The sequence below is a fragment of the Bacillus sp. FSL K6-1218 genome (assembly GCF_038006445.1).
GTDB lineage: Bacteria > Bacillota > Bacilli > Bacillales > Bacillaceae_G > Bacillus_A > Bacillus_A thuringiensis_S.
Genome location: NZ_JBBOVE010000001.1, coordinates 3,917,343 through 3,932,433, shown reverse-complemented (window position 1 = coordinate 3,932,433; position 15,091 = coordinate 3,917,343). Strand labels below are relative to the sequence as shown.

The window sequence follows — 15,091 nt, the reverse complement described above, 5'->3', positions numbered from 1 at the left end:
TTGCATTCTACTTTCAATGATTATATACTACTGTTAGTACCTAGTCATAAAAATGGATGGTGCGGTATGAAGAAAAGAAGAAGTAAAAAAGAAAGACAAGAATTATTACAACAAACAATCGAATCAAATCCTTTTATTACGGATGAAGATTTAGCGGAAAAATTTCAAGTGAGTATACAAACAGTACGACTGGATCGTATGGAATTGTCTATTCCTGAATTAAGAGAGAGAATTAAACATGTAGCTACAAAGCAACATGAAGAAGATGTGAAATCTTTACCGTTAGAAGAGGTTGTCGGTGAAATTATTGATATTGAATTAGATAGACATGCAATTTCTATCTTTGAAGTAAAGGTAGAACATGTATTTAAAAGAAATCAAATCGCCCGTGGGCATCATCTGTTTGCGCAAGCAAACTCACTAGCTGTTGCGGTTATTGATGAAGAATTAGCTTTAACTGCAAAGTCTACCATTCGATACATTCGCCCTGTAAAATTAGGAGAGCGTGTTGTTGCAAAAGCGCGCGTTGAAGACGTAGAGAATGATAAGGGACGGACGGTTGTCAAAGTGCGTAGCTTCGTTGGAGAAGAACTTGTTTTTACAGGCACTTTTGAAATGTATCGATCTAGTAATTATAGTGAGGAAGGTAACAACTTATGAAAATCGCAATAGATGCAATGGGCGGAGATCACGCTCCAAAGGCTGTAGTATTAGGGGCAATGAAAGCTATTAAGGAATATTCTGATTTACATATTACGTTAGTAGGGAAAGAAGAGGAAATTCGTCAATACTTAACGAGTGATGAACGAATTACGATTCTTCATACAGACGAAAAAATAGAATCGACAGAGGAACCAGTAAGAGCGGTTCGTCGAAAAAAACAAGCTTCAATGGTACTTGCGGCACAGCAAGTAAAGGATGGAGAAGCAGATGCTTGTATATCCGCAGGTAGTACAGGAGCTTTAATGGCAGCTGGATTATTTGTTGTCGGTCGTATGGAAGGAATTGAGCGACCAGCTTTATCGCCTACAATGCCAACTGTAGATGGAAAAGGTTTTGTTATGTTAGATGTTGGAGCAAATGTTGATGCAAAACCAATTCATTTATATCAATATGCAGTAATGGGATCTATTTATGCTGAGAAGGTAAGAGGAATTGAAAATCCTCGTGTTGGACTATTAAACGTTGGAACAGAGGATGGAAAAGGAAACGAGCTTTCAAAGCAAGTATTTGCAATGCTTAAGGATGCGCCAATTAATTTCGTTGGGAACGTTGAATCGAGAGATTTATTGCAAGGTGTAGCAGATGTTGTTGTATGTGATGGTTTTACAGGGAATGTAGCGTTGAAATCATTAGAGGGAACAGCACTTGCGCTATTCTCTATGTTGAAAGAACAACTAATGAGTTCGTTTACGAGCAAATTAGCAGCGGCGGTATTAAAGCCAAAACTTATGGTATTAAAAGATAAAATGGATTATTCGGAGTATGGGGGAGCTGCATTATTTGGATTGAAAGCACCTGTCATTAAGGCTCACGGTTCTTCTAATGACCAGTCGATATTTAGTGCGATTCGTCAAACGAGAGAAATGGTAGCGAAAGAAGTAATTCCTACGATTTCAAGCGTAATGGAGAAAGAGTCACTCCAATAAGAGGAGGATTTGAAATGGGAAAAATAGCATTTCTTTTTCCGGGCCAAGGTTCACAGGCAGTTGGAATGGGTAAAAAATTAGCAGAGAATAATAAAGAGGTTGCAAAAGTGTTTGCAAAAGCAGATGAGGTGTTGCAAGATTCACTTTCAGAAGTGATTTTTGAAGGACCGCAGGAAAAGCTTACATTAACAACAAATGCTCAGCCTGCATTATTAACGACGAGTTTTGCTATTTTGACAGCTTTGAAAGAGTATGACATTACACCTAACTTTGTCGCTGGTCATAGTTTAGGTGAATATAGCGCTCTTGTAGCAGCTGGTGCATTAACTTTTGAAGATGCTGTATATGCTGTAAGGAAACGTGGCGAATATATGGAAGAAGCTGTTCCAGACGGGGAAGGTGCGATGGCAGCTATATTAGGTGCTGACCTAGATATGCTGAAACAAGTTACAGAAGAAGTAACAAGTGAAGGATATGCAGTGCAAATCGCTAATATGAATAGTACGAAGCAAATTGTAATTTCTGGAACGAAGCAAGGTGTAGAGGTTGCTTCTCAAAGAGCGAAAGAAAATGGTGCAAAGAGAGCAATTCCACTAAAAGTAAGTGGACCTTTCCATTCTTCACTTATGAAGCCGGCAGCTGAGAAGTTCCAAAGTGTTTTAAATGAAATTACAATTCATGACACGAATATTCCTGTTATTGCAAATGTTACGGCGGATGTTATTACACGTGGTGCAGACATTCAAGAAAAGTTAATCGAACAGCTTTATTCGCCTGTATTATGGTACCCGTCTATTGAATGTATGGTGAAGCAGGGAGTAGATACATTTATTGAAATTGGACCTGGAAAAGTACTTGCTGGACTTATGAAGTCAATTGATTCATCAGTGAAAGCATATGCGATATATGATGAAGAGACATTAAAAGATACCATTTCAAATTTGAGAGGAGAAAACTGATGTTAAAAGGGAAGGTAGCATTAGTAACTGGCGCTTCACGTGGAATTGGTCGCGCGATTGCGATCGATTTAGCGAAACAAGGGGCAAATGTAGTAGTAAATTATGCAGGTAATGAACAAAAAGCAAATGAAGTAGTAGATGAAATTAAGAAATTAGGTTCTGATGCAATTGCGGTAAGAGCAGATGTTGCAAATGCTGATGATGTTACAAATATGGTGAAACAAACAGTAGATACATTTGGACAAGTTGATATTCTTGTAAATAATGCTGGTGTAACAAAAGATAATTTATTAATGCGTATGAAAGAAGAAGAATGGGATACAGTTATTAATACAAACTTAAAAGGTGTATTCTTATGTACAAAAGCAGTATCTCGCTATATGATGCGTCAACGTCATGGTAGAATTATAAATATCGCTTCGGTTGTTGGTGTTATAGGAAACCCAGGGCAAGCTAATTATGTTGCTGCTAAAGCGGGTGTTATTGGATTAACAAAAACATCTGCAAAAGAGTTAGCAAGTCGAAATATTACAGTGAATGCAATTGCGCCGGGCTTTATTGCGACTGATATGACGGATGTACTAGATGAGAATATTAAAGCCGAAATGTTAAAAGTTATTCCAGCTGCTCAATTTGGTGAAGCGCAAGATATCGCGAATGCTGTAACGTTTTTTGCTTCTGATCAAAGCAAATATGTTACAGGTCAAACGTTAAATGTTGATGGCGGTATGGTAATGTAATAAAAGAATCGATTTCACCTAGTTTTTTTGGTCAATATTTAATATAATATTTGAGGGGAGGTGAATGGAATGGCAGATGTTTTAGAGCGCGTAACAAAAATCATCGTTGATCGTTTAGGAGTAGAAGAGACTGAGGTAGTACCAGCTGCAAGCTTCAAGGAAGATTTAGGAGCAGACTCCCTAGATGTAGTAGAACTTGTAATGCAATTAGAAGATGAATTCGAAATGGAAATTTCTGATGAAGATGCTGAAAAGATTGCTACTGTTGGCGATGCTGTGACTTACATAGAGAGTCATCTATAATGCTTAAGTGAAGTCCCGTTTTTTAGCGGGGCTTTCTGGCTTATATCTGGAGGGACCTATGCCGTACCGAAAATATAGAGAAAAAAAATACGAAACAAAATATCGTGAAGCATTTAAAGTGTTTCAAGAAAAGATAGGTATTACGTTTACAGATGAAAAATTATTGATTCAAGCATTTACGCATTCATCGTATGTGAATGAGCATCGAAAAAAACCGCATGAAGATAATGAGCGTCTTGAATTTCTTGGAGATGCAGTATTGGAACTTACTGTATCGCAGTATCTGTTTCAAAAATATCCGACAATGAGCGAAGGAGAGTTAACAAAACTACGTGCAGCTATTGTATGTGAGCCATCTCTTGTTCGTTTTGCGAACGAATTGTCATTTGGTAGCCTTGTTTTATTAGGAAAAGGTGAAGAAATGACAGGTGGACGTGAACGACCAGCTTTATTAGCGGATGTCTTTGAAGCGTTTATTGGTGCCCTTTATCTTGATCAAGGGTTAGAAACAGTTTGGGAATTCTTAAAAGAAATTGTATATCCGAAAATTAATGAGGGTGCTTTTTCTCATGTGATGGATTATAAGAGTCAGTTACAAGAATTGATTCAGCGTGATGGTAGTGGCAATGTTGAGTATCAAATTTTGCAAGAAAAAGGACCAGCTCACAATCGAGAATTTGTGTCACGTGTTACGTTAAATAACGTAGCTTTAGGTCTTGGTAGTGGTAAGTCGAAAAAAGAAGCAGAGCAACAAGCTGCAGCAGAAGCATTGAAAAAATTAAAAGAACAACTATAAGGAATCCCCCTTTGAATGAGGGGGATTCCTTATGCATAAAATGAAACTTTCTTTTTGTTTGTGAATAAAAGGAAGGGAAATCCGTATGATAGCTCGTTTTTTTATAGATAACAGTTATAGCAACGGAGAATAGGAGGAAGGCCTTTCGTGTTTTTAAAAAGATTAGAAATAGCAGGATTTAAGTCTTTTGCTGAGCGTGTATCTGTTGATTTTGTCCCAGGTGTAACTTCTGTAGTAGGACCTAATGGAAGCGGGAAAAGTAATATTACTGATGCGATTCGCTGGGTACTTGGTGAACAATCTGCAAAATCATTACGTGGTGCAAAGATGGAGGATATTATTTTTGCCGGCAGTGATACGAGGAGAGCGGTTAATGTTGCTGAAGTAACAATAACTTTAAATAATGAAGATCAACGTTTACCAATTGAATACAATGAGGTGTGTGTAACACGTCGTGTATCTCGTTCAGGTGATAGTGATTTTTATATTAATAAACAATCATGTAGATTGAAAGATATTATCGATTTATTTATGGACTCTGGTATGGGAAGAGAAGCTTTTTCAATTATTAGCCAGGGGAAAGTGGAAGAGATTTTAAGTAGTAAGTCAGAAGAGCGTCGAGGTGTATTTGAAGAAGCGGCAGGCGTACTAAAATACAAACTTCGCAAAAAGAAAGCTGAAGGGAAATTAGCAGAAACACAAGAAAACTTAAATCGTGTACAAGATATAATTCATGAATTAAGTAGTCAAGTAGAACCTTTAGAAAGACAAGCTTCTATTGCGAAAGATTATCTTGAGAATAAAGAAGAATTAGAGAAAGTAGAAGCTGCGCTTATTGTACATGAAATTGAAGAATTGCATGAGAAATGGGAAGCGCTTCGAAATCAGTTTGGGCATAATAAAGACGAAGAAGCTAAAATGTCAACGGATTTACAAAAAAGTGAAGAAGAGCTTGAGGAATTACGAGGACAATTACAAGCGGTAGATGAGTCTGTAGATTCGTTGCAAGAAGTACTTCTTCTTTCTAGTAAAGAGCTAGAAAAACTAGAAGGGCAGCGCGAGTTGTTAAAAGAGAGAAAGCAAAATGCTACGACGCATTGTGCGCAACTTGAGCAGTTAATTGTTGAATTAACAGAGAAAGCTAAAAGTTACGATGGTGAAATTGCGTCAAGTACAGAAGCTTTAATGCAATTTGTGAATCAAGTAAAAGAGTTAGAGCAAAAATTGCATGATAATGAGCAACTGCTTGCTACTTTTGCTGACAATTTAGAGGAACAAATTGAGAATTTAAAAGGTGACTATATTGAACTTTTAAATCAACAAGCCAGTCATCGTAATGAATTATCTATGATTGAAGAACAATCTAAACAGCAAACGTCTAAAAACGAGCGGCTGGATGAAGAGAATGCGAAATATGTAGAAATGCGTATGGAAATTACAGCGAAAAAGACGAAACTTGTAGAAAATTACGAACAAGTGAAAGAAAAAGTAGCTGGCATCCTCTCAAACATACAGAAGACAGAAGCGGCGCTCGGGAAATGTAAGACGCAGTATAGTGAAAATGAAACAAAACTGTATCAAGCATATCAATTTGTGCAACAGGCACGTTCTCGAAAAGAAATGCTTGAAGAGATGCAAGAAGATTATTCTGGTTTCTATCAAGGTGTACGTGAAGTATTGAAAGCTAGAGAAAATAGGTTGCAAGGTATCGAGGGTGCTGTTGCGGAACTGTTAAAGGTACCTAAAGAATACGAAGTTGCAATGGAAATCGCTCTAGGTGCAGCGATGCAGCACATTGTTGTACAAACAGAGGAACATGCTCGTAATGCAATTGCATTTTTAAAGCAAAATAAACATGGGCGTGCAACGTTTTTACCGCAAGCTGTTATTAAAAGCAGGTCGTTATCATTTGAGCAATTACGCATTGTAAATCAACACCCATCGTTTGTAGGTGTGGCGGCAGAACTTGTGCAGTACAATAATAAATATGAAAATGTAGTTTCAAATTTATTAGGTACTGTTATTGTTGCGAAAGATTTACGCGGAGCAAATGAGTTGGCGAAACAACTGCAATACCGTTATCGCATTGTAACAATCGAAGGTGACGTAGTGAATCCTGGCGGTTCTATGACTGGTGGAGCGGTAAAACAAGCGAAATCTTCTTTATTAGGACGCCAACGTGAACTGGAAGAGTGGACTCGCAAGTTAACTGATATGGAAGAAAAAACAACGAAGTTAGAAAACTTTGTTAAAGCAGTAAAACAAGAGATTCAAGAAAAAGAAGTGAAAATACGCGAACTAAGGCAAACTGTAGAAGCGGAGCGTGTAGATGAGCAGAAATTAAGAGAAGAGATTAATCGTTTAGAATTAGAAGAACATCGTATTAATGACCGCTTGTCTATTTATGATTTAGAGATTGAAGGTTTTTTACAAGATCGAGTAAAAATACAAGGGCGTAAAGAGGCGTTAGAAGGGACTTTAACGAATCTTCAAGCTGATATCACAGAGTTAGATAGTAAAATTGTAGCTTTAACAAAACAAAAAAGTGAGCAACATTCTTCAAAAGAAAAAGTTCAACAAGAAATGACTGAGTTAAAAGTGCTGGCAGCTGAAAAGCAACAACGCTTATCTAATCAAAAAGAAAAAGTTGAACGATTTACGAAGGAAAAAGAAGAAACGGATGCGACACTTGTAAAAACGAAAGAGGATTTAGCTTTCTTAAAACAAGAAATGACATCTAATTCAAGTGGTGAAGAGCAAATTACGAATATGATTGAAAAGAAAGCGTATGATCGTAATCAAACTTCAGAATTAATTCGCTCTCGTCGCGAACAACGTGTCTCGTTGCAAGAGAGAGTAGAACATTTAGAGCGTAATTTGAAAGAAACGACAGGTAAACATAAATATATTATTGAAATGTTGAAAGATCAAGAAGTGAAAATAAACCGACTTGATGTAGAGTTGGAAAATAGATTACAACATTTACGTGAAACATATACGATTTCATTTGAAGCGGCAAAACTAAAATATACAATGACAATGCCTGCAGAAGATGCGCGTAAGAAAGTAAAATTAATCAAATTATCCATAGAAGAGTTAGGTACAGTGAACCTAGGGGCAATTGATGAATATGAACGCGTAGCGGAGCGTCATACATTCTTACTAGAGCAGAGAGACGACCTAGAAGAAGCGAAAACGACATTGCACCAGCTTATTACCGAAATGGATGAAGAAATGAAAAAACGCTTTTTTACTACGTTTGAAGGCATTAGAATGGAGTTTCAATCGGTATTCTCTGAGTTGTTTGGAGGCGGAAGAGCGGATTTAGTAATGACTAATCCAGAGGATTTACTAAATACGGGTATTGATATTGTAGCACAACCGCCAGGGAAGAAACTGCAGAACTTAGGTTTACTTTCAGGCGGAGAGCGTGCTTTAACGGCAATTGCGCTTTTATTTGGTATTTTAAAAGTGCGCCCAGTACCGTTCTGTGTACTAGATGAGGTAGAGGCGGCCCTTGATGAAGCCAATGTAGCTCGTTTTGCACAGTATTTAAAGAAATTCAGTGATGAGACGCAGTTTATTGTAATTACACATAGAAAAGGTACAATGGAAGAGTCTGATGTGTTGTACGGTGTAACAATGCAAGAATCAGGGGTATCTAAACTTGTTTCGGTGCGTTTAGATGCCGGAGAAGAACTTATTGCAAGTGAATAGGAAGGATGGGAAAGTATGAGTTTTTTTAAAAAACTAAAAGAAAAAATTTCAAAACAAACGGATACAGTTACAGAGAAATTTAAACACGGATTAGAAAAAACTAGAAATTCATTTGCGGATAAAGTGAATGATTTAGTGTATCGTTACCGTAAAGTGGACGAAGATTTCTTCGAAGAGTTAGAAGAAATCTTAATCGGTGCAGACGTTGGCGTTGCAACGGTAATGGAATTAATTGATCAATTGAAAGAAGAAGTACAACGTCGTAACATTCAAGATCCAAAAGAAGTACAAGCTGTTATTTCAGAAAAACTAGTAGGAATTTACAAAGGTGACAGCGATTTTAGTAACGAAATTAATATGCAAGAAGACCAATTAACGGTTGTTTTATTTGTTGGTGTTAACGGTGTAGGAAAAACGACGACAATTGGTAAACTGGCGCATAAGTTTAAATCAGAAGGTAAGTCAGTCCTATTGGCGGCAGGAGACACATTCCGTGCTGGGGCGATTGAACAATTAGAAGTATGGGGCGATCGCGTTGGTGTAGAAGTGATTAAACAAGGATCTGGATCTGATCCAGCGGCGGTTATGTATGACGCTGTACAAGCTGCAAAAGCACGTAAGGTAGATGTATTACTATGTGACACAGCAGGACGCTTGCAAAATAAAGTAAACTTAATGAAAGAGTTAGAGAAGGTGAAGCGTGTAATTGAGCGTGAAGTACCAGGTGCTCCTCATGAAGTATTGCTTGTTATTGATGCAACAACAGGACAAAACGGTTTAAGCCAAGCGAAAACATTCCGTGAAGCAACGAATGTAACTGGTATTGTTTTAACGAAGTTAGATGGAACTGCTAAAGGTGGTATTGTATTAGCGATTCGTAACGAAATGGATGTACCGGTGAAGTTTGTTGGATTAGGAGAGCAAATGGATGACTTGCAGCAGTTTGATCCAGAACAATATGTGTATGGTTTATTTGCGAACTTAGTAGAAACAGAAGAAGCATAAGCGAAAGAAGCGGTATTTCCGCTTCTTTTTCTATAAAAATATATGATGTTAAGAAAAAAACTTGACACTCTTTTGGACTCCATGTAAACTAATTCATGTAAAGGGAAATCACTTAACAAAGGATGATCCAACATGCTCGAAAAAACAACGAGAATGAACTATTTATTTGATTTTTATCAATCGTTGTTAACGCAAAAACAAAGAAGTTATATGTCGCTTTATTATCTAGATGATTTATCTCTTGGTGAAATTGCGGAAGAATTTGATGTAAGTCGCCAAGCCGTGTATGATAACATTAAACGGACTGAAGCGATGCTTGAAGAATATGAAGAAAAATTAGTATTACTTCAAAAGTTTCAAGAGCGACAGCGACTTGTTGCAAAGCTAAAACAGCTAATCAGCGAAGAAGAGCATGTGAATGAAGAAATGAAACAAGTTGTTGAAGCTATCGAAAAATTAGATTAGGAGGGCGGCAATATGGCATTTGAAGGATTAGCCGACCGACTTCAACAGACAATGCAAAAAATCCGCGGCAAAGGAAAAGTTTCTGAAGCCGATGTGAAAGAAATGATGAGAGAAGTTCGTCTAGCTCTTTTAGAAGCAGATGTTAACTTTAAAGTAGTAAAAGATTTTGTGAAGCGTGTGTCTGAACGTGCTGTCGGACAAGATGTAATGAAAAGTTTGACACCTGGACAACAAGTAATTAAAGTTGTACAGGAAGAACTTACAGAACTTATGGGCGGAGAGCAGAGCAAAATTGCTGTTGCTAATAAGCCACCGACTGTTATTATGATGGTTGGTCTGCAAGGTGCGGGTAAAACAACGACGACAGGTAAGCTTGCGAATTTGCTTCGTAAAAAGCATAATCGTAAACCGATGCTTGTTGCAGCGGATATTTACCGTCCAGCAGCGATTAAACAGCTTGAAACATTAGGGAAGCAATTGGACATGCCTGTATTTTCTTTAGGAGATCAAGTAAGTCCTGTTGAAATTGCGAAACAAGCGATTGCAAAAGCAAAAGAAGATCATCATGATTATGTTTTAATCGATACAGCGGGTCGCCTGCATATTGATGAAGAACTAATGGATGAATTAGCGAAAGTGAAAGAAGTTGCGAAACCGGATGAAATTTTCCTTGTTGTCGATGCGATGACGGGACAAGACGCGGTAAATGTTGCACAAAGTTTCCATGAACAGTTAGGTTTAACAGGTGTTGTATTAACGAAATTAGATGGTGATACGCGCGGTGGTGCTGCATTATCTATTAAGGCTGTAACAAACACACCGATTAAATTTGCTGGTATGGGTGAAAAACTAGATGCAATTGAAGCGTTCCATCCAGAGCGTATGGCATCCCGTATTTTAGGGATGGGCGATGTCTTAACATTGATTGAAAAAGCGCAAGCTACAGTTGATGAAGAGAAAGCAAAAGAACTTGAGCAAAAAATGCGTACGCTTTCGTTTACGCTTGACGATTTCCTAGAACAACTTGGACAAGTGCGTCAACTTGGACCGCTTGATGAATTGTTAGGAATGCTTCCTGGTGCAAATAAAATTAAAGGGCTGAAAAATGCGCAAGTTGATGAAAAACAAATTGGGCATATTGAGGCAATTATTCGTTCTATGACTAAATTAGAACGAGAACAACCGGAAATAATCAATGCTAGTCGCAAAAAGCGCATTGCCAAAGGTAGCGGTACAACTGTACAAGAAATCAATCGTCTAATTAAGCAATTCGATGACATGAAAAAAATGATGAAGACGATGACGGGAATGCAAAAAGGCAAGAAAAAAGGACTAGGTGGATTGAAGTTTCCATTCATGTAAGGAAAAAAAGATGGCTCTGTTAAGAAAAAATACTTTACAAAGCAATAGTCTTTTTGCTAATATAATTATCTGTGTGAAATAAATTCGGAGGTGCTTTATAAATGGCAGTTAAAATTCGTTTAAAACGTATGGGAGCTAAAAAAACTCCTTTCTATCGTGTAGTTGTTGCAGATTCTCGTTCTCCTCGTGACGGACGTTTCATTGAGGAAATCGGAACTTACAATCCAGTTGCTCAACCAGCTGAAGTTAAGATCGACGAAGAAGCAGCATTAAAATGGTTAGGAAATGGTGCTAAACCATCTGATACAGTTCGTAACTTATTCTCTAACCAAGGTATCATGGAGAAATTCCACTTATCTAAACAAGGTAAGTAATTGAGGCAATGACTATGAAGAAGTTAGTCGAGACGATTGTCAAGCCTCTTGTCGATCATCCTGAAGATGTAAAAGTTACACAGGAACTTTGCAACGGAGAGATAAAGTATCGATTAACTGTACATCCTGAGGATGTTGGGAAAGTCATTGGAAAGCAAGGGAGAGTTGCGAAAGCGATTCGAATGCTCTTGTATTCAGTGGGACATCATAATGATGAAAAAGTAACACTGGAAATTCAATAAACGTAAAAAGGGCGAGGAGTTATTCCTCTCCCTTTTTTAACATTTAAATAGAGATTGCATGTTCCATCTATGAAATGGAGATGCTTAATTTATATAGAAACCAGGGGGGACATACTATTTATGACAAAGTGGTTTAACGTAGGGAAAATTGTAAATACTCATGGAGTAAGAGGAGAAATCCGTGTGATTTCTCGTACTGATTTTCCAGAAGAGCGATATAAAGTAGGAAACACGCTATACATATCGAATGAGAAAGACACAGACTATCTTCCAGTGAAGGTAACTTCTCATCGCCAACATAAGACATTCGATTTATTAACATTTGAAGGATATAACAATGTAGATGAAGTAGAGAAGTTTAAAGGTTCTTTAATAAAAGTACCGGAAGAGCAGTTAGGTGAACTTTCTGAAGGTGAATACTACTATCACGAAATTATTGGTTGCAGCGTTGTAACGGAAGAAGGAGAAGCGCTAGGGACAATCAAAGAGATTCTCTCTCCTGGTGCAAATGATGTTTGGGTGATTAAACGTCCGAAGGGTCAAGATCTCTTAATTCCTTATATTGATGACGTTGTACTTCAAGTTAATATTGAAAATAAATTAGTAACCATTCATGTAATGGAAGGGTTGCTATAATGAAAATTGATATTTTAACGTTGTTCCCAGACATGTTTACCGGTGTATTTGGATCTTCTATATTAAAGAAGGCGCAAGAAAAAGAAGCGGTAAACCTTCGTGTTGTTAACTTTCGTGATTATACAACAAGTAAGCATAATAGCGTAGACGATTATCCTTACGGCGGAGGAGCTGGTATGGTGCTTACTCCTCAGCCTATTTTTGATGCTGTAGAAGATTTGACGAAAGAGACAGAGCGTAAGCCGAGAGTTGTCTTAATGTGTCCGCAGGGCGAAAGATTTACGCAGAAGAAAGCGGAAGAGCTTGCAGGGGAAGAACATTTGATCTTTGTATGTGGGCATTATGAAGGGTATGACGAACGAATTCGTGAGCATCTCGTAACGGATGAGATTTCTATTGGTGACTATGTATTAACGGGCGGAGAATTAGCTTCTATGGTTATTACTGATAGTGTTGTACGTCTCTTGCCAGGCGTGCTAGGAAATCATGCTTCACAAGTAGAGGATTCGTTTAGTACAGGTTTATTAGAGCATCCTCATTATACACGTCCGGCTGATTTTCGTGGTATGAAGGTACCGGATGTATTAATGTCAGGGAATCATAAAAATATTGATGAATGGCGACATAAGGAATCTTTGCGCCGTACGTATACGCGTAGACCTGATTTGTTAGATGATAGAGATCTATCTAAACAAGAGAAAAAATGGCTTGAGGAAATAAAGCGAGAGCAGTAATAACTTCATATATTTGCTATTGCAACAGGCCTAGTAATATGCTATTATAACATTTGTGCTACTGAAATCAGTAGCCGTATTAACGATGTTCCGCTGTAATTTATTAAGACTTTATAAGAGCATCTGTTTAAAGGAGAGAATTTAATATGCAACAATTAATCGCAGAAATTACAAAAGGCCAATTAAAAACTGACCTTCCTTCATTCCGTCCTGGTGACACTTTACGTGTACACGTAAAAGTTGTTGAGGGAACTCGTGAAAGAATTCAGCTTTTCGAAGGTGTTGTAATTAAACGTCGTGGTGGCGGAATTAGTGAAACATTCACAGTTCGTAAGATTTCTTACGGTGTAGGTGTTGAGCGTACATTCCCAGTTCACACGCCAAGAATCGCGAAAATCGAAGTACTTCGCCGTGGTAAAGTACGTCGTGCTAAGTTATACTACTTACGTAACCTTCGCGGTAAAAAAGCACGTATTAAAGAAATTCGATAAGACATGTATGGGAGCTTGTAAATGCACAAGCTCCCTTTTTCCAATCTATATGAAATTTTGGTATAATACGAACAGCTTACATAACCGTGGAGGGGAAATGCATGAAAAAAGAGAAGAGTTCACTTTGGGAATGGATTAAAGCAATTTTGATTGCTGTTGTATTAGCTGGTGTTATTAGACAGTTTTTCTTTGCGCCAATTCTCGTAGACGGGGTATCGATGGCACCTACTTTACATGATCGTGATCGAATGATTGTGAATAAAATTGGTTATCACATTGGAGATCCAAAACGCTTTGATATTATCGTATTTCGAGCAACAGAAGATAAAGATTACATTAAGCGCATTATAGGCCTACCGGGCGATGAAATAGAGTATCGTAATGATAAGCTGTATGTTAACGGAAAGGCTTATGAGGAGCCGTATTTAGACAAGCAGAAAAAGCAAATTGCTGACGGACCGCTTACATATGATTTTAATCTTGAAGAAATGACAGGCAAGAAAACCGTTCCAAAAGATCAATTATTTGTTTTAGGTGATAATCGTCGTTTTAGTAAAGATAGCCGTTCAATCGGTACGATTTCAATGGATCAAGTAATTGGTAAAGCTAATATGTTATATTGGCCGTTAGAAGACGCACGTATTGTGAAATAAATGAAAAAGAAGGTGGCAACATGGTAATTCAATGGTTTCCAGGGCATATGGCGAAGGCTAGACGCCAAGTAACGGAGAAATTAAAATTAATTGATGTTGTAATTGAACTTGTAGATGCTCGATTACCATTATCATCTCGAAACCCAATGATTGATGAAATCATTACACATAAGCCGAGGCTTGTTGTTTTAAATAAAGCGGATATGGCAGATGACCGTTTAACAAAACAATGGATCGCATATTTTAAAGAAAAAGGCCATATGGCAATTTCGATTAACGCGCAAGCTGGACAAGGTATGAAAGAAATTGCAGCAGCTTGTAAAGTGCTTGTTAAAGAAAAATTTGATAAAATGGTTGCAAAAGGTATTAGACCGAGAGCGATTCGTGCATTAATTGTAGGTATACCAAATGTTGGTAAATCTACATTGATTAATAAATTGGCAAAGAAAAATATTGCTAAAACAGGAGATCGTCCAGGTGTGACAACAGCTCAACAATGGATTAAAGTTGGGAAGGAAATGGAATTGTTAGATACGCCAGGTATTCTGTGGCCTAAATTTGAAGATCAATTAGTGGGTCTTCGCTTAGCGACGACGGGTGCAATTAAAGATTCAATTTTAAATTTACAAGATGTAGCTGTTTACGCATTACGTTTTATGGAGAAACATTATCCAGAACGCTTGAAAGAACGCTATAATTTAAATGAGATTCCAGAAGATATTGTGGAATTATTCGATGCAATTGGAAAAAATAGAGGCTGCTTAATGGGCGGCGGAATGATTGATTATGATAAGACATCTGAGCTTGTACTTCGTGAGCTTCGTGGTGGCAAACTTGGAAAAATGACGTTTGAAACACCGGAAGAGTTTGCAGAGCAAGTAGAAGATGTGGAAAAAATAGAAGAAGTATAAGACGTGCGTTTGTGCGTCTTTTCTTTTTGGATACGTTTAAAAAGGAGTTTGTAT

The 15,091-nt window shown here is 37.6% G+C and carries 17 protein-coding genes; all 17 read left to right on the top strand.

Annotated features, from left to right (window positions below; translation table 11 throughout):
- Window positions 1-66: 66 nt before the first annotated feature.
- Window positions 67-660, top strand: a complete 594-nt coding sequence (gene fapR / locus MHI26_RS19890; protein ID WP_000747349.1) for a transcription factor FapR — start codon at window positions 67-69, stop codon at window positions 658-660.
- The gene (gene plsX, locus MHI26_RS19885) at window positions 657-1,649 is read left to right on the top strand and encodes a phosphate acyltransferase PlsX (protein WP_000684095.1); all 993 of its coding nucleotides are present in this window, start codon (window positions 657-659) and stop codon (window positions 1,647-1,649) included. Before fapR ends, plsX begins: the two co-directional genes overlap by 4 nt.
- Before the next feature lie 14 nt (window positions 1,650-1,663).
- The gene (gene fabD, locus MHI26_RS19880) at window positions 1,664-2,608 is read left to right on the top strand and encodes an ACP S-malonyltransferase (RefSeq protein WP_000515897.1); all 945 of its coding nucleotides are present in this window, start codon (window positions 1,664-1,666) and stop codon (window positions 2,606-2,608) included.
- Window positions 2,608-3,348, top strand: a complete 741-nt coding sequence (gene fabG, locus MHI26_RS19875) for a 3-oxoacyl-[acyl-carrier-protein] reductase (protein ID WP_000911774.1) — start codon at window positions 2,608-2,610, stop codon at window positions 3,346-3,348. The genes fabD and fabG overlap by 1 nt, the downstream gene beginning before the upstream one ends.
- A gap of 69 nt (window positions 3,349-3,417) precedes the next feature.
- A complete protein-coding gene (acpP, locus tag MHI26_RS19870) occupies window positions 3,418-3,651 on the top strand; it encodes an acyl carrier protein (protein ID WP_000786062.1) in 234 nt (77 codons plus the stop codon).
- 58 nt (window positions 3,652-3,709) lie between these two features.
- A complete protein-coding gene (gene rncS, locus MHI26_RS19865; RefSeq protein ID WP_001146875.1) occupies window positions 3,710-4,447 on the top strand; it encodes a ribonuclease III in 738 nt (245 codons plus the stop codon).
- Between the two features lie 147 nt (window positions 4,448-4,594).
- The gene (smc, locus tag MHI26_RS19860; protein ID WP_000478968.1) at window positions 4,595-8,164 is read left to right on the top strand and encodes a chromosome segregation protein SMC; all 3,570 of its coding nucleotides are present in this window, start codon (window positions 4,595-4,597) and stop codon (window positions 8,162-8,164) included.
- 15 nt (window positions 8,165-8,179) lie between these two features.
- Window positions 8,180-9,169: a signal recognition particle-docking protein FtsY gene (gene ftsY / locus MHI26_RS19855; protein ID WP_000007641.1), complete on the top strand. Its 990-nt coding sequence runs from the start codon at window positions 8,180-8,182 to the stop codon at window positions 9,167-9,169.
- A 132-nt stretch (window positions 9,170-9,301) separates the two neighbouring features.
- On the top strand, window positions 9,302-9,634 hold the full coding sequence (locus MHI26_RS19850) for a putative DNA-binding protein (RefSeq protein ID WP_000891062.1): 333 nt from the start codon (window positions 9,302-9,304) through the stop codon (window positions 9,632-9,634).
- Between the two features lie 12 nt (window positions 9,635-9,646).
- Window positions 9,647-10,996, top strand: coding sequence for a signal recognition particle protein (ffh, locus tag MHI26_RS19845; protein ID WP_000863460.1), 1,350 nt, complete (start codon window positions 9,647-9,649; stop codon window positions 10,994-10,996).
- A gap of 101 nt (window positions 10,997-11,097) precedes the next feature.
- A complete protein-coding gene (gene rpsP, locus MHI26_RS19840) occupies window positions 11,098-11,370 on the top strand; it encodes a 30S ribosomal protein S16 (RefSeq protein WP_000268748.1) in 273 nt (90 codons plus the stop codon).
- Between the two features lie 14 nt (window positions 11,371-11,384).
- Complete coding sequence (locus MHI26_RS19835; protein WP_000737393.1) at window positions 11,385-11,612, top strand: KH domain-containing protein; 228 nt, start codon at window positions 11,385-11,387, stop codon at window positions 11,610-11,612.
- Between the two features lie 120 nt (window positions 11,613-11,732).
- On the top strand, window positions 11,733-12,248 hold the full coding sequence (rimM, locus tag MHI26_RS19830; protein ID WP_000170273.1) for a ribosome maturation factor RimM: 516 nt from the start codon (window positions 11,733-11,735) through the stop codon (window positions 12,246-12,248).
- Window positions 12,248-12,982, top strand: coding sequence for a tRNA (guanosine(37)-N1)-methyltransferase TrmD (gene trmD / locus MHI26_RS19825; protein WP_000686901.1), 735 nt, complete (start codon window positions 12,248-12,250; stop codon window positions 12,980-12,982). The genes rimM and trmD overlap by 1 nt, the downstream gene beginning before the upstream one ends.
- Window positions 12,983-13,128: 146 nt before the next feature.
- Window positions 13,129-13,473 carry a 50S ribosomal protein L19 gene (gene rplS / locus MHI26_RS19820; protein ID WP_001186516.1) on the top strand — a complete coding sequence of 115 codons (345 nt, stop codon included), beginning with the start codon at window positions 13,129-13,131 and terminating at the stop codon, window positions 13,471-13,473.
- A gap of 101 nt (window positions 13,474-13,574) precedes the next feature.
- Window positions 13,575-14,126 (top strand): signal peptidase I, encoded by a 552-nt coding sequence (lepB, locus tag MHI26_RS19815; protein WP_000711853.1) that lies wholly within the window; start codon window positions 13,575-13,577, stop codon window positions 14,124-14,126.
- Window positions 14,127-14,146: 20 nt separating this feature from the next.
- Window positions 14,147-15,037 carry a ribosome biogenesis GTPase YlqF gene (ylqF, locus tag MHI26_RS19810; RefSeq protein WP_000236702.1) on the top strand — a complete coding sequence of 297 codons (891 nt, stop codon included), beginning with the start codon at window positions 14,147-14,149 and terminating at the stop codon, window positions 15,035-15,037.
- The last annotated feature ends 54 nt before the right edge of the window (window positions 15,038-15,091 follow it).